The following is a 23,674-nucleotide window of genomic DNA, read 5'->3' on the forward strand; positions in this document are numbered from 1 at the left end:
TCATCCCCCTTTAAAGCTTTGCTAAACTAAGATTTCTTTTTGTGAGTACTTGTAATTTATCAATAATAATAGATTTATCTTCTTTCTCTATATAAGCACATTCCATATCATGCTTGTCATCTTGTTGTTCAGGAGAACGGTTAACGATATTACCAATTCGCAGTTGTTGAGGAGCCATTTTTGATGCAACAATAACAGCTTCTTCATTTCCATTATTGCCAGCATGAGCAGTTCCTTTTAATGCACCCATGACGTAAATGTTTCCAGTAGCGCTAACTACTCCTCCTGGGTTGACGTCACCAATTAGTAATAAGTCGCCTTGAACAGTTAACTCTTGCCCCGAACGAACAATTTGTGTAAATGATTCAATTCGATTGTTTTTAATTAATTGCTCTGCTTCTTCTTTCGACATTACATTAGATTCAATATCTGAAATCACTAGATTTTTCTTATTACGAATTGTATTACGTAACATTTCTTGCTGATCGCTCGTTAAATAGCGATTTCCTAATCTAACTTTAATAGATACTAATTTATCTTCAGAATATTGATGAGGAGTGATTGAAAGTTTTTCTTCCAACTCTTCAATGATGTCTCGAAAGGCACATGAATCACTTAGGTGAAAAATAAGACCATCTTTCGTACCTTTGATGGTTACATTATTTAGTTGTTGTACCATTACTGTTCACCCCAATATGTTTATATTCAACAATCTAATTTCAATCTCCTCTTTTTGAATTAACTTTCTTCCGTACTGAACAATGATATTTTAATAACCATTTTCTTTAAAAGAATGTAGAAGAGTATTAGGACTATACTATTAAAAATAATACTCGGTAATAATAGTTTTTCATAAAAAGCGAGCATAGAAATAGTAGTAATTCCAATCATTGAGTAAATCGTAAATACTAAAAATTCTAAAAGTACTATACTTATTATACTAAATAAAGTCATTAAGAAAAATTGTATATGTAAATAATTTGAGACTTGTTTAAATAGATAGACGATTACAGTGAACGAGAATGCATAAACACCAATGACGTCTGTATATAGAAAATCATATAAAAAACCAAAGCTAATCGCATAAACGACAGCAGCATTTTTCGGACCATCAAGGGCAATAAATAATAGAATAAGAAATAAAATACGAGGGACCATTATTGTTTCATCATTTTTCGTTAGTAATACTTGGAATACAGTACTTTCTAAAATAAAAAACATAAAAACGATGGCAGGGAGTAATAGCCGTTTCATTGCGTTTCCTCCACAGCACCGTTTATTTCTCGCTCTATTACCATAACATGGTCAATATCATAAAAGTTTGCCGACGGTTCGACAATCGCCATTTGAGTCGCCCCATATTCATCAGCTCGCACTTCAGTTATTGAACCAATAACAAGCCCGCGCGGGAAAATTCCACCAAGCCCAGATGTAACAACAGTTGCTCCTACTTCTAGTGTAATATCGCTTGGTATTTTCTTAAAAAGTAGTTTCTTACTTTCAGGATCATAACCTTCAATCAGTCCAAATGCAGCTTCATCTCCATCAACAATCGCTGATATACGGTTAGTTCGATCTACGTCTGTTAATATTTGGACAGTCGAAGAAAATGGTGACACATCTTTTATTTTCCCGATTAAGCCTTCTGCAGTGATAACAGCCATTTTAGCTGTTACTCCGTCTTGTGCGCCAATATTAATCGTAAAGAAGCTATGCCATCCATCTGGCGTTCTAGCTATGACTGAGGCATGTCTAATAACATAATTCCGCAAACTGTTTTCCTTACCTATTAACTCCATCAATCTTTTGTTTTCGCTTCGAAGTTGGTTTGCTTCAACCGATATTTTCACAAAATCTTCTAGTCTCGATTTTAATAGTTTATTTTCTTCATAAACATATTTAATTTCTTCGACATTCTCAAAGAAACCCGCTACTAATTGAGCGGGCTGATAAAATAACGATTGTACCCAACCGACTGAGTCCATAATAAATTGCTCTGGTAAAGTAAGTTGCTCACGGTCTCGCATGGAAATACCAATTAAAGCAACTAGCAAAATAATACTGACTAATAAAACAATTAATTTTTTATTGGAAAAAAACTGTGGCATATTAAACACCTTCTTCTAACCAATGATTCTAATTTATCTTGTTGATGAAATCCCTGCCTTGGATTTAAATTTATGAAGATATTCCAACGACTTTCCTGTTCCTATAGCTACACAGTCAAGCGCGTTTTCAGCAATTAATACTGGCATTTTCGTTTCGTCATTGATTACTTTATCTAAGTTCTTTAACAATGCTCCGCCACCAGTTAAGACGATCCCACGATCCATAATGTCTGCAGCAAGTTCAGGAGGCGTTTTTTCTAACGTTCCTTTGACAGCTTCGACAATGCTAGTAACAGTATCTTGTAATGCTTCCACTACTTCTTCCGCAGTTACATTTAACGTTTTCGGTAATCCAGAAACTAAATCACGTCCGCGAATATCCATTGTAATATTTTCATCAGTGCAACAAGCTGATCCAATTTCCATCTTTAAGCTTTCTGCCGTTCTTTCACCAATCATTAAGTTGTACTTCTTTTTAATATATTGAATAATTGCTCGGTCCATTTCATCTCCAGCTACACGAACGGATTGACTAATAACAATTCCGCCTAATGAAATAACAGCAACTTCAGTTGTTCCACCACCGATATCAACAACCATACTACCAGTTGGTTCCCAAACAGGTAAGCCTGCGCCAATTGCTGCTGCAAATGGTTCTTCAATCGTAATCGCTTCTTTCGCACCTGCAAGCTTCGTCGCGTCTTCTACTGCGCGCTTTTCTACTGCAGTAATACCAGAAGGCACACAAACCATCACACTCGGTTTACGAGATAGTACGGAACGGCTCTTTTGCGCTTGTTTAATAAAATATTTCATCATCATTGCTGTTGTATCAAAATCTGCAATGACTCCGTCTTTCATCGGTCTTACTGCAACGATATTCCCTGGCGTACGACCAATCATATTTTTTGCATCATTACCTACTGCTTGAATTTGACCTGTATCTGTACGTCTAGCCACTACGGATGGTTCCCTAACGACTACACCTTTTCCTTTAACATAAACGAGGGTATTAGCTGTACCTAAATCAATGCCTAAATCTCTTGAAAACCCACCTAACATGTATGTATCTTCCTTTCTGTTCATAAAAACTCTAAACTTCATTATACTTTAAAATTTGTCATTAAGATAGTTATACATATCCTTTTTCTTTCAAACTAATAAATTTTTTATCACCGATAATAAGATGATCTAACACTTCAATACCAAGGACCTTACCTGCTTCAACTAGGCGTTTTGTCACATTTATATCTTCACGACTAGGTGTTGGGTCACCGCTTGGATGATTGTGCATACAAATAACAGACGCTGAAGATCGTCGAATGGCATTTTTAAAAACTTCGCGCGGATGAACAATTGAAGCATTTAAACTTCCGATAAAAATGGTTTGCCGATGTAGCACTTGGTTTTTCGTATTCAAATATAAACAAACGAAATGTTCTTGTGTTAACGTTCGTAATTCCTCCATGACATAATGCGCCGCATCTTCAGGAGAACGAATTACATACTTTTCGGATACTTTTAAATTAGCAAGACGTTTTCCAAGCTCGATCGAAGCGCATAATAGAACAGCTTTAGCTTTCCCAATTCCTTTAATGTTCATGAGTTCTTCAATTGTAGCATCTTTAAAATATCGTAATCCTTCAAAGTGCTTTAATATTTCGATTGATAATTGCATGACAGATTGTTCTTTCGTCCCTGTTCGCAGTAAAATTGCTAATAGCTCCTGGTTCGATAACTTTTCTGCTCCATCAAAAATTAATTTTTCACGCGGTCTTTCAGATAATGGGAAATCACGAATCATGACATCTTCCTTCATCAATTAGTTCCTCCTCCATGACGGATGCACTTAGAGGAATTATTGGAAACGGCTTAATTCACGAATTGTCCGGGATATAGGTAAGCCTACAACATTAAAGTAATCGCCATCGATTTTTTTCACTAACATAGCACCGAATCCTTGAATTCCATATGCACCAGCTTTATCAAATGGTTCACCACTTTGGATGTATGTATCTATATCCTTTTTCGTAAGGTTCCAAAACATTACTTTTGTTTCTTCATAAAATGTGATAGATTTTTCTAATGTCTCGATTGCTACTCCGGTAAAAACGGAATGCGTGTTCCCAGATAATAATTGTAACATTTCTACTGCTTCTTCTTTGCTTTTTGGTTTCCCTAATCTTCTATCACCGATCGCAACAATCGTATCTGCCCCAATAACTACACAATCTTTATTTTTCGAGAAAACATCTTTTGCTTTTTGCTGTGCTAATGACTGAACAATATTAGCCGGGGTATCTTTTTCATTCATGACTTCTTCAATATCACTGACGATTATTTCAAAAGTTAGATTCACTTGCTCGAGCAATTCTTTCCGTCTTGGAGATCCTGATGCTAAGATTAATTTTTTCATTTACTCCCCTCCAACGCCCATTATTTTTTTCGACAATACTTTTCGTTTTATGACACTTACTATAGATATTCTGAAACAAAAAGGAATTCATTACTCATGAATTCCTAGTATTTACTATTTAAATAATAATCCATATACCGTTAACGCGTTTAATAAATGTTGCTCACTTGCCCATAAATGGCTAGCTTGTCCACTTTCCTTATATTCATTAAAACTCTTACCTGCATTTATGACGTTTGTGACAAATGTTTTTTCTTCGCTCGTCAACGTTTCGATTGAACTTGCGATACCTTCTAATGATGTTATCATTTCTTTTACTTCAGACCATTTCTTTTCGTCAAAAGATCCAGTCGTCAATGCTGCTGAAGTTAACAAGACGAGCTCTGAATATTCTTTTGCTGCATTTTCTACTAGAGCAACCTTATTACTGTCTGTACTAGAAAAAGTGCCGCCTTTCATGACGAACTCTTTTACATACGGGTCCTCTTCATTAGCTGAACTATAATTACTGCTTAACGCCATTGCTTGATCTTTTGTTGACGTTACCCCTACAAATACATAAAACAATCCTTCGTTTTCAAGCGAGGCCGCTACAAGCCCATTATTTTTAACCTCTTGTATGATCTCATCTGCTTTTGCTTGCGAAGAATAGACACCTATTTGAATAATGTTAACAGCTAAACTCGGCAAATCCGAAGTAACCGGAGATTTCGTATTAGGAGGATCCTCCTCTTCATCCCCTTGATCAACTACTGCTGGTGTACCGTTGCCGTTAACTGGTACGTCTTCTGTTTGTCCAGTCGTGCTAAACATTTTTAAAATAATGACACCGAGTGATATCCCAATGAACAATGCTAAAGCGATAGGAAAGAAAAAGTGCTTTGGAATAACAATAAATTTCTTATTGCGATTTGACTTGTTTTTTAAAACGTTGCGCAAGTAATTCGCATTATCTTTATTGCTTGGGTCACTAGCAAATAAAATATCGTCGTTGTTGATCTCTCTTTCAGCAGTGGCTGCAATTTCTTCCTCTGCTTTTTTAAATTCGTTCTCTTTTCTCTGATTCCGATTGTCGTCAAAGGTAATTTTTATTTGTCTGTTTGGCTTGTCCACTTTTCCCACTCCCTTTCTTTTCAGTGGATAACCTCAACTTTTCTTCACCTTATCATAATGAAAAAAAAAAAGAACAAGACTTTTGTCGTCTTGTTCTAAGCGATTATCGACATATTATTCAGTCGATAAAAACAGTTCATTTATTTTGAAAATATCATGGATCTTCCATGTGCCATTTATTTTCTTTAATACATACGTTCCTTCAATAATTCGGCTTTTATAGTCACTACCTTCATCATTACTACTTACTTTCTGTACGTAGTTGACAGAAGCTTGCGAATTTCGCACTGTATCAATCGTTACAGAAAGGAGTTCGACATGTAAGTTTTGCCCAATAAGTTCTGACGCATGTGCTGCTACCTGAGAGCTTTCATCTTCAGTTGAAGTTGTTGTGAAAATTCTCGCCAATCCATCAGCATCATTATTATTAATCGCAACGACATATTGATTTAATACCGCATGCAATTCAACGTCATCAGGGTTTACTTTCGTTCCAAATAACGGGTTCGTTTTCGATCCAACATTATAAATTTCTTGCATTGGTAATGATTCTAACTCTGCTTTATATTTTGGGAAGAAATAAGTAGATAAAGTAACATCGTAAACCACTTCCCCTTGTGTTCTTAGTTGTGCAAACGAGTTATCAGCCGTTCCAGCTTCGCCATCTTCTGAGAAACTTAAATCATCGATTGTCGTAATACGCGTATTGTTTTCTAATGATTTCAAGAAAGTCTGCATTGCGAAATAATTTGGTGACGTAACCGAAAGCGCTACTGTTACTTTATTCGTTTGCTCATCTTCAAGTACTCGTTGCGTTACTTCTAAATTTAAAATTTCACTATCTGAGATAACTTTCGCCTTTTCAATACTAAACAAAAATTGGCCAACATAAGCTTTCGCAGGCACTTGATCATGGAGCGATTTTAATTGGACGATTGTATCATTTTGCGTGTCAGACACACGCTGTTTCGCACTAAGTAAAAGCGTTGCCTCCATTTTCTGCTTTTTCTCGAGCTTTTCTTTTTCAGCAACTAATGGATTTATCATACCTACATATATATATGCAATAATTAATACAGTAACCATTGTTATAGAGATGAAGAGAACGAGAGGGTTTCTAAATAAGTCTTTCATTATTCTCCTCCCTCCTGTTCTGCTTGAACAGCTTTTACAGTTTCTAAATCTAATGTAATCGAGTATTGCACATAAAATCTTGGTAATACTTCGTTTTCATTATTAGAAACCTCTTTAATTTCAATATCATCTAAACTAACATTTGTTACAAATGACAATGAACTTAAACCGTCCGTGTACATTGACATTTCTGGCAGCGTATCAAATTTAACATAAATATCGACAATACCATTTTCAGAGAAAGTATAATCAATAAAATAACCACGCTCAGGCAATAATTTAACAAAATCATTTAAAATACCAACACTAGAAAAATGGAATGCTTCAATCTTATTGACGTCTTGTACATATTCATCAATAAAAGATCCAGATTGCATATCAGTTATTTTCGCTTCAAGAGCTATACGTTCCGCCTCTGCACTTTTTATCTTCGTTTCTAGCATTTCAATTTCACTGGAGACACTACTATATTTAACATACATAAAAGCTCCACTTGCTAACACAGTTGCGATTAATATGTAAATTAAAATTCTAAAAATAGGGTGCGCTTTAGGTTTCTCACGCAATAAATTAATTTCTACGTTCATTTCGTTTGCACCTCTTTAAGTGCTAATCCTAGTGCTAAGTACTGCTCGCGTGGCAGTGCTTCACCTGTATCCGTTTGGAATACACCTTCATCAAATGACATAATTGGCACAGTGAAACGATCTTTCATTTTACCAATAACATCACTTAAATATGGATTATCACCGATGATTAGTATTTTTGTAATTTCTTCCTTGCCTTTTGTTAACGTAAAGCGATAGAAATTCATCACACGATCCATTTCTACTATGTCTTCCTCAATAACAGCTTGCAAGTCTTCCTCATTTTTCGTCCATGCAATTTTACCGTCAGATACTTCCCATGAACCTTCATCAAATTCATTAACAATATGTCTTGAAAATACAGGGAACTCTTCATTGAAGATTGTTAAATTTACAGACGAAAGGTCATACTGAATAAGCAGTAAATGTTCATTTTCCACATCTTCCATTGCTGAATAATATAACCGATAAATCGATAAGGAAGAAATATCAGCAACAACAGCATCTAACGACACATCTTCTAATAACTGACGGTATTGTTCAACCGTTTCTTCAGGGGCAGCAATTAGAAGAATATCTTGCTTATTCTTTTGCTCAGAATTTGGCAGTAATTTAAACTCGAATAACGGCTCCTCAAATGGTAAATGAATACTAGCACCTAATTCTAAAAACAAATGTGATTGAATTTCGTCTTCTAGTAAATCACCAGGAACTTGAACACGCCTGATAACGATAATTTGATCTGGAACGATAAACTGCACTTCACGATTTTTAATCTTCCATTCTTCTACACATTCTGCCAGAATAAAAGTTAGTTTTTCTCTGTTTTGAATCTTACCTTCTTTAATAACGCCATCTGGCAAATATCTTTCCTTACAATCTTTTACTACTATTTCTTTTCCATTATTTTTTAACTCTAAATAACGAATAACATGGTCCTTGATGACAATGTTAACTTTTCTTTTCGGCTTAAAACTTAAATCAAAACCCACTATTTTCACTTCCTATCCTTTTGAGAAAAACTGTTCGATGTACCACATAATCATTTGCTCTCCGAAAAAATAAGCAATTAATGATGCAACTATTATGTATGGTCCAAAAGGAATTGCTTGTTTACGTTTAATTTTACCAGAAATTAGTCCTATGATGCCGAAAACCGCGCCGATAAATGTCGATAAGAAAAACGTTAATAAAACACCCTTTAAACCTAAAAATAAGCCTAACACGGCAAATAGCTTAACATCTCCTCCGCCCATTCCACCTTTACTAACAACCGCAACGAAGTAAAGAAGAACAAAACCAACTATTGCCCCAACAATGGCATCCCACCAAGGGGTAAGAGGTGATAATACACGAATAGGAATTATAACTATTGCAAAAAATAACAAAATTTTATTTGGAATTAGCATATATGAAATATCTGTTACAATAATTACCATTCCTAAAGATATTAATAGAAATGCAGCTAAAAGCTCCCATTCAATTCCAATGCTATATGCAGCGTAGGCATAAAGTAACCCAGTCAATAATTCGACAGTAGGATACATTATACTTATCTTTTCGCCACACGTTTTACATTTTCCTCCAAAAAACAAAAAAGAAATTACAGGAATTAAGTCAGTTGCTGTTAATGTACGTTTACACGTCGTACAAGCAGAACGTGGTTTAACGATCGATTTGCCTAAAGGCACGCGTAATCCGACAACATTAAGGAACGAACCTATTAAAAGACCTAAGATGAAAGAATAAAAGATTATGAAAAAATCCATTGGATGCACCTCCTAATATAGAATAAGGATAACCCGGGGGTTATCCTCATTCTATATTTTTATATTTGCAATTTAATTAACCAGCTGGAACTGGAGCTGGAGTTTGGTTTTCAATAATCATGTCACGAGATAACTTCGACTCTAAAACAGGACCATTTTGTGTTTCTTCATCATAAAAAGTGGAAATATCATCAGTAGCAGTAGCATCAGCTATAGATATTAAAGTGCGTTGAGACCCATTTAGATACACATAGTAGTTATATTTTGGTGCCTTACCAGAAACTTCTACTTTTTCAATTAAAACATATGAACCCGTTGCAGGTTTTGTAGAGCGTTTGGTGCCATCTGCAGCTACTGGATTTACTACATCTGCAGAAGCTTCTTTAGCGTATACCCCTCCATCTGGGTCTTCTAAAGTTTCAACATAACCATTTTCCTCCAACCAAGTTAGTGAAAAATATACTTTGTCTAAGTGTCCAGTCGGTAAGACATCATTTTCAGAAGCTACAGCATATTTAGCTGCATCGATCATACTTTCTGCATTAGCTAAGTGAGCATCCTTCTTGGTATTATCAATAATTCCTGAAATACTTGGTACTGCGATTGCAGCGATAATTCCTAGAATTACGATTACAGCTAGTAACTCAATTAGTGTGAAACCTTTCTCATTGTTTAATAATTTCTTCATTTGTGTTTCCCCCTTTTTTATATATTGGCCGGTTGCACTACTCGTTCCAATCTATCAAAGTGCCCACATAAAGATAGATTTTCATCACTTCCGCCAATGATTAATCTTATTATATAGTATATTTCTACAAAAAACTAGCAAAAATTTTACATTTCAGAATAATTTACCAAATTCGACAATTTGATAGATTTAGTTCAAATTTCCTAGCCGACATGGTCGAAAATTGTGAACATTGGAACGACAATGGCAAGGACAATTCCACCAACGATTAAAGCTAAACTGACGATCATAATTGGCTCAATCATAGCTTTTAATTTATCCGTTGCGTTTTCTACTTCCGTTTCGTAAAAGTCTGCAACTTTTCCGAGCATAGTATCTAATGCACCAGACGTCTCACCAATAGCGATCATTTGCGTTACTAATTTCGGGAAAGCCCAATGTTTTTCCAATGGTTCTGTGAAGGAGTTTCCCCCTTCCAAAGAGATGCGTGATTCGCGTAAAACTTTAGCCATTATTTCATTGCCAATGATTTTTTCGACGATGGATATTGCTTGTAGGATCGGAACTGAGTTACCAACTAATGAGCTTAAAGTTCTCGTTAATCTAGCAATTGCTGCCTTTTGTAATATCGTTCCGAATAATGGTATTTTTAAAGCAATTAAGTCCATATAATATCTTGATTTATTATTACTACGTAAATATTTGAGAGATATAATGATAGCGATAATGACAACGATGATTAACCACCAAAAGCTTTGCATCCATTCACTTGCTCCCATAACGAAACGCGTGATAAATGGAAGTTCAGCTCCGAAGTCAGAAAACATGCCAACAAATGTCGGTACGACGGAAACAAGTAAGAAAATGATAACTCCTGAGGCAAAAATACCGATAGACGCTGGGTAAACGAGTGCAGTTTTTACTTTTGCACGGGTTGATTCTTGTTTTTCGTAATAGTCTGCCAAGTTTTCCAGTGTATCATCTAAGTTACCACCAGCTTCTCCCACTTTAACCATGTTCGTAAATAATGACGGGAAGATTTTACTATGTTTTCCGCAAGCTTCGGAAAAAGAAATTCCTGTACGTAAATCTTCTTCAATGGCAAATAGAGCTTTACGAAACGGTTTACTCGTAGATTGGTGTGCAAGAATGTTTGTAGATTTAACGACCGTAACACCTGCTTTTAGAAGCGTGGCAAACTGCCTTAAAAAAACTACAAAATCTTGCATCTTGACCGGGTTTCCAATATATATATCTTTTTCCCACCAATTAAGCTCTACTTCTTCAATTTTAAGTACGCGAATTCCTTTTTCCTTTAAGCTAACTAGTGCCTCTCTTTTCGAGTCACTTTCTAATTTACCAGATTTTTTGCCGCCTTTTATATCACGGCCTTCATATTTAAAGTGCGGCATCTACTTTGCCCCCTCAGATAAAAACGGCTCAGCTATTTCAGCGGCAACTTGTCCAGTATCTATTAAACGTTGTATATCCATATCAAGCGTATGCATGCCCGTCGCTTTTGACGTTTGCATGACGTTTACGATTTGGTGAATTTTCTCATTTCGAATTAAGTTAGCTACTGCGGAATTATTAACTAAAATTTCCGTTGCAGCTCTTCGTCCAGTTTTGTCCACTGTTGGGAAAAGTCGTTGTGAAATGACTCCAACTAGAACTGATGCCAATTGGACACGGACTTGTTCTTGTTGACTTGATGGGAATACATCAATAATTCGGTCAACGGTAGATGGCGCATTTTGCGTATGTAACGTACCAAAGACTAAGTGACCTGTTTCCGCTGCAGTTATTGCAATTGAAATTGTATCTAAATCACGCATTTCTCCGACGAGAATGACATCAGGATCTTGTCTTAATGCGGCACGTAATGCGTTATTAAAACTTTGTGTATCTGCCCCAACTTCTCGTTGATTAATAATGCTCTTACCGTGATTGTGAACAAATTCAATTGGATCTTCCAGTGTAATGATATGTTTAGACATCGTTTGGTTAATATAATTAATCATTGAAGCCAATGTTGTTGATTTTCCACTACCTGTTGGACCTGTTACAAGAATAAGTCCTTGTGGTTTCTTTGTCATATCTTTCACGACTTGTGGCATGTTTAAGTCATCAATATTCGGAATTTTCGTTGGAATCATTCGAATTGAAATACCAACACTACCACGTTGGTTAAAGGCATTTACTCGAAAGCGGGAAAAGCCAGGAATACTATATGAGAAGTCTATTTCCCCTTTTTCTTGGAACTCTTCCCATTTTTCTTCTGACATAATTGACTTTGCCATTTGTGCGGTTTGTTCTTTCGTTACAATATCTTTTCCAAATCCTTTTAAATCACCACTAATACGAAAAATTGGTGGAACACCGACAGTAATGTGAATATCGGATGCTTTAAGTTGATTTGATGCTCTTAGAATATGATCTATTTTCTCTTTCACCTTTTCACCTACTCACTTAGTGCAACGCGTAATACTTCTTCAGTCGTTGTATGTCCTTGCTTTACTTTTAATAAACCATCATCTGTTAAGTAAATCATTCCTAATTTTTTCGTCAATTCATGGATTTCTGAAACTGGTCGATTATTTAATAAGAGATTACGTATTTCTTCATTCATCACTAAAACTTCATGAATGGCGATGCGTCCTCTATATCCTGACATATTACAATTTCCACAGCCTGTACCACGCATCACTGTCTCGATTTTCAATCCGCGCTTAGCAAAAATTTCTTGCTCTCTTCTCGAAGCTTCTTGCTCTACAGCACAATCTTTACAAATTCTACGAACTAATCGTTGCGAGATTACCCCGGCGATAGACGATGCTACCATGAAAGGTTCAAGGCCCATATCTACTAATCTACTTAATGTACTAATCGAGTCATTTGTATGAATCGTACTTAATACTAAGTGCCCAGTTAAAGAGGCACGAATAGCAATTTCTGCCGTTTCCTGATCTCGGATTTCCCCAACCATAACGATGTTTGGATCTTGTCGTAATATTGCTCGTAACCCTTTGGCAAAGGTCATACCAACATTAGCGTTTACTTGAATTTGGTTAATTCCTTGAATTTGATACTCGACGGGATCCTCAACCGTAATGATGTTAACGTCTTCACTATTTAAATGGTTTAATCCCGCATATAATGTAGACGTTTTCCCTGAACCTGTTGGGCCTGTGATTAAAATAATTCCTGTCGGTCTTTCAATTAATTCAATGAAACGGTTGTAGTTAATTTTATTAAAACCTAATTTATCGATATCATTTAATGCATTACTTAAGTCTAAGATACGTAATACGATCTTTTCACCAAACACGGTAGGTAAAGTAGATACACGCAAATCAACTGGATGTATATCAATCGTTAGTTTAATTCGTCCATCTTGTGGAATACGACTTTCCGTAATGTTTAAATTTGCCATAATTTTTATTCGTGCTGTAATAACATTTTGCATATGCTTCGGTAGCTTTTTCTCTGTTTGTAAAATACCGTCAACACGAAAACGAACGGCCAGATGTCTTTCTTGTGGATCAAAGTGAATATCACTCGCCTTTTGTTCAACTGCACTCGTTAAAATTTGATTAACGATTCGAACGACTGGCGAATCATTGACATCAATCTCTTCACCTTCATCTGGTTGTTCTTCTGGCATATCTTCAAATAATTCATCAATGGAATCATCCATTGCATAATATTTCGTTATTGCCCGAGAAATATCATCTTTTGTCGCGATTGCTGGCTCAATTTGAAATCCGGTTGACAATCGTAAATCATCGATTGAGTAATAATCCATTGGATCAGCCATTGCCACATGAAGCTTTTGCCCTTCTTTCTTAAAAGGCATGATTAAGTTTCGCTTTGCAAATTCTTTAGATACTAAAGCTAAAATATTTTCATTAATTGGATACTGAAATAAACTAACTTGCGGGATGTTTAACTGATGGTGTAAGGCTTCCGTTAATTGTTGTTCGGATATTAGCCCACGCTCTATTAAAGCATCACCAAGTTTTTGACCTTCTGCTTTTAAATCTAAGGTTTCGGATAACTGTTTTTCAGTTATTAGTCCGGACTCTATTAATAAATCCCCTAGTCTTTTTCTTGTTTTAGACATAAACTCTCTCCATATCGAAAGATGCTCTCCATCTTTTATTATTCTGGATTATTCACTTCCATAGCGAATTTCGACCCTGTGAACTGGTATATAAAAGTCCTCTGCAATTAAAGTGTTACTTACTAGGTTGTCTGATTCATCAAAGGCACTACGGTATATTGTACATAAATAGCCAGGTCGACCTTCATTTTTAACCATTACTTCATTTTCCTTTACACTATCTGAAAAATGGATGATCGTTTTCGGTTTGAATTGTTGCTTTCCTTTTATCGAAACGACGTATCGGTAAGGAAGGCTCGGTCCTACTATGCTTACATTTAAAACATTATTATCTTCATATACTTGAAACACATAGTTCTCAGCATTCGGATTTCTGAAAGCTAGATCTAATTCACCTGGAACTACCTTTGCTTCAAACCCCAAGCTTGCATATTCCGGGAGAGAACTCCCAATATGACGTTCTAGTATATCAAAGTTAGTATTTAATAAAGCTTTGTAAAGGGCAGTTGCTAAGACACTTAAACTATCAGAATCAATCAACTCTGTACCTTCACTTTCAAGTAGTGAAAGTAAAGAAGTCGTTTCATTAGCTGCGATTACTTTATTATTAAGAGAAGCTACCCATAAATCCAAGTAGTTATCTTTTTTAAAGTTTGTTACGACACTTTCAGCAACAACGCCATTTCCTTCTTCAATGACGTAATTATTAGCATTAATTTCGATCCGAACAGTCATCTCTTTCACATTTGCAACAATATCTTGTGCAATCGCATCAATATCTACAAAAATATGATTTTCATACAATGCACTAATTTCATTTGTTAAGTTAGGAGCAACGACAACTATCTCATTTTGCTGCCCACTTTGAATCGCGTTAATAGTAGCTGGCACATTAATATTCACTAAAGATGATGGAATAGAAAGCGCTTCACCATTTGTATCTAAAATAGTAATCGTTGAATTATTCATCCACTGACTAACTTTATTAGTTAATAATTGCTTCGCAGTTGTCTTAGTATGACCTGTTACATTAAGTGGTCCTATTTTCGTTTGATTTGCATACTTTTCTTCAATGCCTAGCACTTCTGTTTTCAATTTACCAAAGGCGTATATTGAACCATAAAACGAAGTTAGGAGAAATAGTATACTAAGTGACGTAATGACGAAGATCTTAATCATATAATTACCGTTCATTGTGAGAGTATCACCTGCCTTTATGCTTTTACGCTATTTCCACACTTGCCACCATTTCTTTTTATATTTCTTTATACGCGGCATTCTACCATCATAACTTCTGCTAAGACGATCATAATTTAATTTTCTAGAGTCTTCTTCAACATCTTCCTCATCATCTTCTAAAGGTGCTAAGAAAACTTCTGCATTTACTTTGGAAGTGTCTTTGCTCTTGTCTGGTAACTGCCTATTTGTTTCTAACGTGTCCTTATGATCATTAAGTTCAGCTATTAATTCCTCCATAGAAGCATGACTTTTCTTGTGTAAAGAATGAATCCCCTTGAAAACAAGTTCATCATTTATTAATTCGTCATTGTACTTCTTTTCCCCTGCTGAATAATGTATATTTTTGTCAGAATTAGGTATTTCTATATTAGTATTCCAGTTTTGCCCTTCAAACTCAATATTTAATTCTTCTAAATCATCATAATCTTCACGGTTTAGTAAATTACCTTCAGCATCACCATCTTGTGAATCAGCTTCTTCGGTAGCGATTTCTTCCGCATTTTCAAACTTAATGTCATTCAATATGTTTAATTGTTCATTTAGACCTTCTTCAAAATCTAATTCGTTAACGGTTGGCTTTAACGAATCCAGCTCATTTAAACCTTTTAATTCTTCGATACTTTCCGAAATGTTTGTTTCGGTTTCTTCTTCATCACTGCTGACCAGTTCTTCATCAAGATCATCTTCTGAAGAAAGTGTTAGATCAATCATTTCCACTTCATTTGTCTTCTCTGTGTTCGTTACACCAGAAGTGTTATTCTGTTCATTATCGTCTACATTCCAGGCAAACGAATCATTTAAATCAGCCAGTGCTATTTCATCTAGATTTTCAGTTTCAGTTTTCTCAGAAGCTACACTTTCATCTTCTTCCTTTTTAGGCATCACATTATTTACTTCGCCTAACTCTTCTAACCCTTCTAACCCTTCTAATTCTTCAACTACAACTTCTTCATGTTCTTCTTGATAATGTTCTTCTTCTGATAGTTCGATTTCATCAGTTAATTCAATTTCATCTGTTTCTTCATGTACGTCGACCTCTTCAAGTTTTTCTCCAATTTCACTCTTCTCCTCATTCTCTTTGCCAGATACTTGCAAGTCTTCCTCTGAGAATAGTTCTAAAAATGAAAATGATTCGTTTTCACTTGAATCTTCTTTTGAAATCCAACTTTCATCTTGTGGATTAAGAACTTTAGTTTTGTCTTCTTTACTTTTATTTTCCTTATCGTCTAAAGCAAATAAGTCATCAATCGTTTTAAGTTCATCTATGAAATGATACTCAGTCTCATTTTCTGTATTAAAATCTGGCCCTTGTTGCTGATCTTCATGTTCACCCAAATCCTCGAAGTTATTATCGACATTCAATTCTTCTTCTGGAGTATCTTTTTCAATCGTAATACGATTACTAGAATCAAACTCTTCTTTAGATTCACCTTGTTCATAATAGTCTTCTTTCTCTTGCTGAAGTTTTTCAGTTTCACCATTAACTTCATTTATATCAAATGCATGATCTGCAAAGTGTGATAATTGTTCTTCATCACTGTCTTCTTCTACAGAAGAAGTTACATCTTCTAATACTTCTTCCAATTGAGATGTGTTGCTATCATCTTCTAAATTCAGACTATCTTGTTCAAAAGTAGAATTCTCTTCTATGTTGGAAAGTTCATTTGTAACCTGTTCCTTTTGTTCGGGAACTTCCATTTCTTCCTCTGAAATCTCGATTAACACCTCTTCTTCTTCAACTTTTTCAGTGCCATTTACATGTACTAAAAGTCCTTTAGTAGAAAGGTTTGAGAATGAATATGTATCTTCTTCCATTGAATTAGCACGCATTGCAACCAACGCACTAAAGAGTAGTATTATTAAAAGTGATATGACTATTATTTGCCAACTTTGCAGAAAATTGTCAGCGAAAAGGATGAATCCAGTAGAAAAAAACGATATCATTGTTATGAAAAGTCTATTATGTTTATTCAAATGAAGTGGTAGAACTGAAAGAATTATATATAATATTAAGCTTAAACTGATCAAAAAAAGTAACTTTGTGATCATTTAACTACCCCCCCTTGCAAAATGCGAGCAAATATTCTTTATTTTTTATAATTATCAAATTTCTCCATTTTTTGCTACTCCTTATTGTATAATAAAACCAGTAACATTAAAAGGAGGTTTTACTTAATGGTAGAACATAATAACAAAAATGGATTTACATTATTGGAAGTATTAGTCTCCTTTACACTGTTATCCATTGTCATACTAATATTCTTTTCTGCATTCCAGCGCTATGCTCTAGTGTCTAATATAAATGAAGATAACCTTGTTGCAATGAATCTAGCAAAGAAAGTAACGGTTGGTATGGAAAAAAACACAAATGAAATATTAGAGAAATATGGCGATTTCTATGACGAAAATGCATATTTAGACATAAATAATGAAATTGAAAATAATTTTTTAAATGTCGAAATACTAGAACAATTGGAAATTAACAATATCCCTTACTATAAAGTAATGTCAGGAGATCAAGTGTTTTTTATCTCTATTAAAAATATTACCGCTGATAATAATAAAGTAACTGAACATGCTACGATAAACGTAGAAGTACTAGATAGTAGGTTAACTAAAGTTGTTGCCGAGAATTTTGGATACATAAGTACTATTGCTAGTAATGAAGAAGGCGGAAATACAACTAATGAGACAACATATGAGCCTGATCCTTTGGCAGAAGATTTGGCTGGAATTGTTTTAACAAATATGAAAAACAAGAAAGATAAAATTGAAAATAATTATCTTTCTAAGACTACTGATAGTACTTTTTTTGACACGAGTAACACAAATCATGTAGCAAGTAATCAAAACCATCAATTTGACTTTTATAACAATAAAGAAAATATCGCTAACTGCCCTGAAGAAAATACTTGTTATAAAGACACCCATTCTGACCAAACTTACATATTTACCATTGAAAATGTAACAGAGAATCCAAGCTCTTCTCCTTATACAATTGAAGTTAGAGTATATAATTTGCAATATGAAGAAGTCGCTGTTAAAACTGACACTATTACTAATTAGAAAAGAGGAAATTAATGAAACTATGTCGAAATAATGAAAATGGTTTAACATTAATTGAAGTTCTTGCTACAATCGCTATTTTTTCTATTATCTTAGGATTAATAACCAATGTAGTAATTAATAGTTTCAATTACCATGATAAAAGTTATGATAATTTGAAATTAGGGCAAGAAGCAAACTTAATCATTACTAAACTTAGAACTATTCACCAAAAGAATGAAGGATATCTACTTAAGTATGATACATCAGGAAATCTTTTAATAGACCAAGGTGATGGGGAGCAGTTATTAGGTAAGCAAGATGGTTACCGCTATGAACTATCTGCACATTTAGCTGACGACAGCAGTGAAAGTATTAACTATGAGGTTCAAGATGGAGCCGTTCTGGAAGACGAACTTATCGTCAAAAAGAAATCAACAGTATTCTTAACAATTAAAATCATCGACGAAAAATCAAATAAATCTATTTCTCTAGAAACGACATTAACACGATTAGTAGGAGGAAATTAATGAGAAGTATAAATAATGAACGTGGAGCGACATTACTTATTTCTTTGTTACTTATACTATTAATAGTCATATTAACTACATCGCTTGCAGGACTTGCTGTAACGAGCTTAAAGCAGGCACAAATGACAGAAGACAACTTAGAAATGACTAATTTAGCTGAAATGGGCATTGTTTACTACAACAATGAAATAAAAAGTTTTATTTTACGAGAAGAGAATAAAACAAAATCTCTTGATGAGATAAGGGATGATTTTGAACAGGAATTTGCAACAAGTAAAACTGTTGTTATTGACGAAAATCACTCTTTTGAAGTCGAAGCAATGGTCGATAACACCCGTTCAGATAATAAAGTCATGTATATCCAAGTAATCAGTACTGGTATCAAAAACAACACAAACTTCACAAAAGAGATAGTCGCTAATCTATCCTTTACAAACAAAAAAAGAGAATTCGTTAAACTTACACCAGCGGAACAAGAACAATTTAAGGTCGATCCTGTAGCAATCACTAAGGATCCTGTCTTTCATGATAGCAGTTCATTTAGTAATCAATCCAATAAACTTAAAAATTGTAATCAAACTACTTTTTCCGGATCTGATTATTCATTTAATAATATAGATATTGACTGCGATACTCTGATCACTGTAAAAGGAAATGCTGATCTAAATGGAGTGAAACTGAAAGAAGATAGTGATTTATTAATCGAAGAAAGTGCTATTTTCTATAAAGACTTCGAAATGGAAAAGGATACAAACTTAACAATATTAAAAAATGCATTTGTAACACACAATAACGCAGATGAAATAAAGATTAAGGGTAACGTTACCATAAAGGGTAATGTAAAAATGGATAAAGGTAGTAGCAATGATGATTTAAAGATAACAATGAAAGGTGAAAACGAGGATAAGAAAGCTGTCATTACTTTTGGTGATGTTGATAATCCTACCAACGGCAATGGTAACTTTTACGGTGCTGCTTCTGAAATAAAATTAGAGGAACATGTTGATTGGACAATATATGGAAATGCTTATTTTGACCTATCAGACAAATTCGAAATGAAGGAAGGTTCTACTTTAACAATTAAGGGGAATGTATTATTTGAAAATGTATCAGATGATTTTCATTTAAAAGATTCGACTATAATTATTGAAGGAAATGCAGTCTTTAAAAACATAACTGATAAATTTAAATTAGAAAACTCTAACATAATAATCAAGAAAAATGCTAAGTTTCTCAATATTGACGATAAGTTAGAAATCGATATTGATTCAAGTATACAAGTTATTGAAAATATCGATTTAAGTGAAACCTACTTTAGTGCAGAAGATTTAGAAAAGGTAAAAGGAATAATTAAAGTCGGTGGTTATGCCCTATTACATGAAAATCAAGAATACCCTTTAGAAAATCCTAATTTCGATGAAGGGAAAATGGATAAATTACAATTTCTACTCAAAGAAATCACCGAGGAAGAAAAGAATGAATATGCTGTCTATTTGAATATGACACAGGAAGAAAAAAGTGAAAATGAAGAAAGGTACGCTGCTAGAATTTCATCACACATTGCTTTAGCACAAATCTTCGATCGAGAAGAACAAGAACCTACTGAGTTTGAGTGGGATTCATGGGAAGAACAAACAACTATTGAATACTAAAAATAAACATAAAAAAGAAGTTACACTCAACTGTGTAACTTCTTTTTTTATCCGCTTACATAAACTGCAACTTTGTTTCTTCCTTGCTGTTTAGCCCCTGTGTACATCGCTCTATCAGCGTGTCTAATTAGTGACATTGCATCATCACCTTGCTCTGGAGCTGTTGCTATACCAATACTTGCTGTAACTCTAATCGAATATGGTTTAGGATTGCTTTTTAAATCATCTTGTACGATAAATGGCTTATTAGCAATCGTCTTGCGAATTGTTTCGGCAATTTTAAAGCATTTTTCCTTACCAGTTTTCGGTAATAAGATAACAAATTCTTCTCCGCCATATCTTGCAACGGTTCCTGACTCTCCAATAACCATCGTTAAACGCGTTGCCAGCTGACATAACACTTCATTTCCACTTTGGTGTCCATAGTTATCATTGACAGATTTAAAGTGGTCTAAATCTAAAAGGATAATAGAGAATTCTTCTTTATTTTTCTTATATTTAGTAAATGTTTGGTCTAAAATCGTTTCAAAGTAACGATAATTATACAGTTGTGTTAAACCACAACGTTCGCTTTGTCTTTTCGTATCTTCGTAATTTTTTGCATTTTCAATTGCTACCGCTAGTGAGTTAGCTAAAATTTCTAATATTGTTACGTGATGTTTCTCAAACATTCTTTGTTGCCTAGAAGCAAGTGTAATAACACCTACAATTTTTTGATTGCGTTGCATAGGGATTGAAATGATCGATTCAACAGTTTCAGGAAGGAAACCTATTGAAAGGTCACTCCATTGGCTACGCTTTTTGTAAATAACACTATTCGCTTGTTTAAATGCTTCCCCACTTACACTATTGACTTTTGACAGCCACTTCAGTTTTGGTTCAACAACTGAACCGTTTTCTATGTAGCGAAGGATAGAGAAGTTCTCATTATTTTTTTCAGTATCTAAAATGTATAAGTAATCGACATTGAACATTTTCGAAATTCGATTAACGAATAAATCAACTGTATCTTCAACATATAATCTTTCTGTAAGTTGGTGACCAACTTCACTTGTTTGGTGTAATAAATTATTTATTTTTTCACTCGAATGGTAAAGTCGTATCATTAAAGAAATGCTAATGAACGGGAATCCTACGAAGAAGATTGCTGCTGTACCAATTTGCGCATATAGGATATAGAGAATTAATCCAAATGGTAGAACGATACATGTCGTTATTAATTCCCACCACATATCTTTGCCCCAAAAAGTAACATCTTCGCGATAAACGACTACATCTCTTAAGTATAAAAAGATGTGATTTGTTATAAAGAAAGTTAACGCGTATCCGATTATTGGTGCTATTTGCGGGAAGTTTCCGATTTCGTAAAGCCCAGTTTCTCCTCCAAGTCTATAATATACTAACCCTGAAGCAATTGAACCTAGGAGAAACATTAACATATTCGTCAAATATCTAGAATAATCTTTTAAACTTACTCTTAGATGTGCCATTGCAATGACAATCGATATTTGGGTTAATAACATCTCTACAAATAATCCGAACTGTAAAAACACTGCTAATGATACACCTTGGATAAATAAGATGTTTGTACCTCTTACTTTTATAGGTAATAGGGACGTAATTGCTAAAAGAAAGAGTAATGATAATATATCTACAAAACTGTCTGATGATATAGTAGGAGTGTCAATTTGATATATTCCCCAAACAGAAGTTGGCCAAATTAACAAGAATGCTAAGATGACAAAAAACGATTTTTGCCTCGAAAGTTTATAATTCAACCAAACCCCTCCCCCTATATATATTTACATTTTATACTAAATGATATTGATAAATTTTTGCCTTTCTACTATTTTAACAAATCTTCAGAATAATTGTATAAAAAGTTTTAAATTTATTACATTTTTTTAAAATATTTTCTAATTTCAGAAATAAAATAAAGAGATCCAGTAACAATTAGCATTTCATCTTCACTAATCGATGCTATTCTTTTCTGCAAAGTTTCCTGATAATCCTCGTTATAGTCCTTACTATGAAAAACTGACGTTTCAAATAACTCTTTTGCAGAAGCTGCTCGATGAAAAGGAAAAATAGTAAAAGTAATATGATCAATTTCTGTGTACAAGTGACGCAACATTTCGTTAATTTCTTTATCTTTGTTTGCCGCAAAAACTGCGATTTTCTTTTTCGAAGGATAATGCTTTTTTAATGTAGTCGTTAAGCTTTTCATTCCTTCTTCATTATGTGCTCCGTCAATTATAACTAGTGGGTTAGTAGAAACTGTTTCAAACCTTCCAATCCAACTTGCTTCGAGCAGTCCTCTTTTGATATCTTCTTCTTCAATTAATAACGAATAATATACTCGCAAGTAGTTAATTGCCATAATTGCTAGTGATGCATTTCGGACCTGGTGTTCGCCTTTCATTGAAATTTTATATTCTTTTGCTGGAAATAACGAAGCTTTTAATGTGAAAGTTTCACCATCATTGCTAGAATTTTGATGTGTGCTGTTGAAGTCAATCCCGTACTTATAAACTTTTGCTTTCTTTTCCTTTGCTATACGAAGAAATACATCTAACACTTCTTCTTTCGTTTCCGTCGTAATAAGAGGTACCCCATTTTTAATAATTCCTGCTTTTTCTTTCGCAATATCTGTTAACTCATTTCCGAGAATATTCATATGGTCATAGCTAACATTTGTGATGAGCGAAAGCATCGGGTAAATGACATTAGTCGAATCAAGTCTACCTCCTAGCCCTGTTTCGAATAGGACAATATCAGGTTTACTTACATTTGCAAAGTAGAACATTGCCATGAATGTAATAATTTCAAACTCTGTTGGTGAACCTAGATCAGTCTCAACTTCAACTGAATCAACAATAGGTTTTACATCCTGAACTAACTGTAATAATTCATCATTTGGAATTGGCTCACCATTAATTGAAATGCGCTCATTAAATGTTTCGATATAAGGCGAAGTAAATGTAGCTACCTCATATCCAGCTGTTTGTAAGATGGAGCGCATATAGTTTACTGTCGAACCTTTCCCATTAGTTCCAGCGACATGAATTGTTTTTAATCGTCGATGAGGATTATCAACTTTGTTTAACATCCATTCCATTCGTTTTAAACCTGGTTTAATTCCAAATGGCATAAAGCTGTGTATCCACTCAACTGCCTCTTCATATGTATTAATCATTGGCTGTCCTCCTAACACTTCTTTAAACTTTCCTTCATTTTGAATTGCTATGTAGAAAGAAGACGAACCCTAGT

The 23,674-nt window shown here is 34.4% G+C and carries 22 protein-coding genes and 1 riboswitch; of the genes, 3 read left to right on the plus strand and 19 right to left on the minus strand.

Translation table 11 applies throughout. From position 1 onward, the window contains the following. Positions 1–10 precede the first annotated feature (10 nt). From minC to CIB95_RS05810, 17 genes are all read right to left on the minus strand, one after another. The gene (gene minC, locus CIB95_RS05730) at positions 11–679 is read right to left on the minus strand and encodes a septum site-determining protein MinC (RefSeq protein WP_094923063.1); all 669 of its coding nucleotides are present in this window, start codon (positions 677–679) and stop codon (positions 11–13) included. Between the two features lie 59 nt (positions 680–738). Then, complete coding sequence (gene mreD, locus CIB95_RS05735; protein ID WP_094923065.1) at positions 739–1,254, minus strand: rod shape-determining protein MreD; 516 nt, start codon at positions 1,252–1,254, stop codon at positions 739–741. Continuing rightward, positions 1,251–2,108: a rod shape-determining protein MreC gene (mreC, locus tag CIB95_RS05740; protein ID WP_094923068.1), complete on the minus strand. Its 858-nt coding sequence runs from the start codon at positions 2,106–2,108 to the stop codon at positions 1,251–1,253. Before mreC ends, mreD begins: the two co-directional genes overlap by 4 nt. A 33-nt stretch (positions 2,109–2,141) precedes the next feature. Further along, complete coding sequence (locus CIB95_RS05745) at positions 2,142–3,170, minus strand: rod shape-determining protein (protein WP_094923071.1); 1,029 nt, start codon at positions 3,168–3,170, stop codon at positions 2,142–2,144. A 70-nt stretch (positions 3,171–3,240) separates the two neighbouring features. After that, on the minus strand, positions 3,241–3,927 hold the full coding sequence (gene radC, locus CIB95_RS05750; RefSeq protein ID WP_094923074.1) for a RadC family protein: 687 nt from the start codon (positions 3,925–3,927) through the stop codon (positions 3,241–3,243). A gap of 39 nt (positions 3,928–3,966) precedes the next feature. After that, a complete protein-coding gene (locus CIB95_RS05755; protein ID WP_094923077.1) occupies positions 3,967–4,524 on the minus strand; it encodes a Maf family protein in 558 nt (185 codons plus the stop codon). A gap of 114 nt (positions 4,525–4,638) precedes the next feature. After that, complete coding sequence (locus CIB95_RS05760; protein WP_094923079.1) at positions 4,639–5,637, minus strand: SPOR domain-containing protein; 999 nt, start codon at positions 5,635–5,637, stop codon at positions 4,639–4,641. A gap of 114 nt (positions 5,638–5,751) precedes the next feature. After that, on the minus strand, positions 5,752–6,771 hold the full coding sequence (gene pilO, locus CIB95_RS05765; RefSeq protein WP_094923082.1) for a type 4a pilus biogenesis protein PilO: 1,020 nt from the start codon (positions 6,769–6,771) through the stop codon (positions 5,752–5,754). Next, positions 6,771–7,358, minus strand: a complete 588-nt coding sequence (locus CIB95_RS05770) for a PilN domain-containing protein (protein ID WP_094923085.1) — start codon at positions 7,356–7,358, stop codon at positions 6,771–6,773. The genes pilO and CIB95_RS05770 overlap by 1 nt, the downstream gene beginning before the upstream one ends. Then, positions 7,355–8,350, minus strand: a complete 996-nt coding sequence (gene pilM, locus CIB95_RS05775; RefSeq protein ID WP_158217569.1) for a type IV pilus biogenesis protein PilM — start codon at positions 8,348–8,350, stop codon at positions 7,355–7,357. The genes CIB95_RS05770 and pilM overlap by 4 nt, the downstream gene beginning before the upstream one ends. 12 nt (positions 8,351–8,362) lie before the next feature. Beyond that, a complete protein-coding gene (locus CIB95_RS05780; RefSeq protein WP_094923089.1) occupies positions 8,363–9,127 on the minus strand; it encodes a prepilin peptidase in 765 nt (254 codons plus the stop codon). Positions 9,128–9,203: 76 nt separating this feature from the next. Next, complete coding sequence (locus CIB95_RS05785) at positions 9,204–9,815, minus strand: type II secretion system protein (RefSeq protein ID WP_094923091.1); 612 nt, start codon at positions 9,813–9,815, stop codon at positions 9,204–9,206. Between the two features lie 17 nt (positions 9,816–9,832). Beyond that, positions 9,833–9,916: riboswitch (cyclic di-GMP riboswitch) on the minus strand. Between the two features lie 102 nt (positions 9,917–10,018). Continuing rightward, the gene (locus CIB95_RS05790) at positions 10,019–11,227 is read right to left on the minus strand and encodes a type II secretion system F family protein (protein WP_094923093.1); all 1,209 of its coding nucleotides are present in this window, start codon (positions 11,225–11,227) and stop codon (positions 10,019–10,021) included. Next, positions 11,228–12,268, minus strand: a complete 1,041-nt coding sequence (locus tag CIB95_RS05795; RefSeq protein WP_094923095.1) for a type IV pilus twitching motility protein PilT — start codon at positions 12,266–12,268, stop codon at positions 11,228–11,230. Positions 12,269–12,276: 8 nt separating this feature from the next. Then, a complete protein-coding gene (locus tag CIB95_RS05800) occupies positions 12,277–13,938 on the minus strand; it encodes a GspE/PulE family protein (RefSeq protein WP_094923097.1) in 1,662 nt (553 codons plus the stop codon). Between the two features lie 48 nt (positions 13,939–13,986). After that, a complete protein-coding gene (locus CIB95_RS05805) occupies positions 13,987–15,132 on the minus strand; it encodes a VanW family protein (RefSeq protein WP_094923099.1) in 1,146 nt (381 codons plus the stop codon). Between the two features lie 33 nt (positions 15,133–15,165). After that, positions 15,166–17,226, minus strand: a complete 2,061-nt coding sequence (locus tag CIB95_RS05810; RefSeq protein ID WP_094923101.1) for a hypothetical protein — start codon at positions 17,224–17,226, stop codon at positions 15,166–15,168. 126 nt (positions 17,227–17,352) lie between these two features. Between CIB95_RS05810 and CIB95_RS05815 the strand changes: the two genes are divergently transcribed. The 3 genes from CIB95_RS05815 to CIB95_RS05825 are packed head-to-tail and all read left to right on the plus strand — an operon-like array spanning position 17,353 to position 20,404. After that, entirely contained in the window at positions 17,353–18,243 is an 891-nt protein-coding gene (locus CIB95_RS05815) for a type IV pilus modification PilV family protein (protein ID WP_094923103.1), read from the plus strand. A 14-nt stretch (positions 18,244–18,257) separates the two neighbouring features. Further along, positions 18,258–18,752: a PulJ/GspJ family protein gene (locus CIB95_RS05820; RefSeq protein WP_094923105.1), complete on the plus strand. Its 495-nt coding sequence runs from the start codon at positions 18,258–18,260 to the stop codon at positions 18,750–18,752. Further along, positions 18,752–20,404: a hypothetical protein gene (locus tag CIB95_RS05825; RefSeq protein WP_094923107.1), complete on the plus strand. Its 1,653-nt coding sequence runs from the start codon at positions 18,752–18,754 to the stop codon at positions 20,402–20,404. Before CIB95_RS05820 ends, CIB95_RS05825 begins: the two co-directional genes overlap by 1 nt. A gap of 47 nt (positions 20,405–20,451) precedes the next feature. On the opposite strand, the gene CIB95_RS05830 is transcribed toward CIB95_RS05825, so the two are convergent. Next, positions 20,452–22,182, minus strand: coding sequence for a sensor domain-containing diguanylate cyclase (locus CIB95_RS05830; RefSeq protein WP_094923109.1), 1,731 nt, complete (start codon positions 22,180–22,182; stop codon positions 20,452–20,454). 116 nt (positions 22,183–22,298) lie between these two features. Continuing rightward, positions 22,299–23,600 carry a bifunctional folylpolyglutamate synthase/dihydrofolate synthase gene (locus CIB95_RS05835; protein ID WP_094923111.1) on the minus strand — a complete coding sequence of 434 codons (1,302 nt, stop codon included), beginning with the start codon at positions 23,598–23,600 and terminating at the stop codon, positions 22,299–22,301. Between the last annotated feature and the right edge of the window lie 74 nt (positions 23,601–23,674).

Source organism: Lottiidibacillus patelloidae (assembly GCF_002262935.1).
Taxonomy (GTDB): domain Bacteria; phylum Bacillota; class Bacilli; order Bacillales; family SA5d-4; genus Lottiidibacillus; species Lottiidibacillus patelloidae.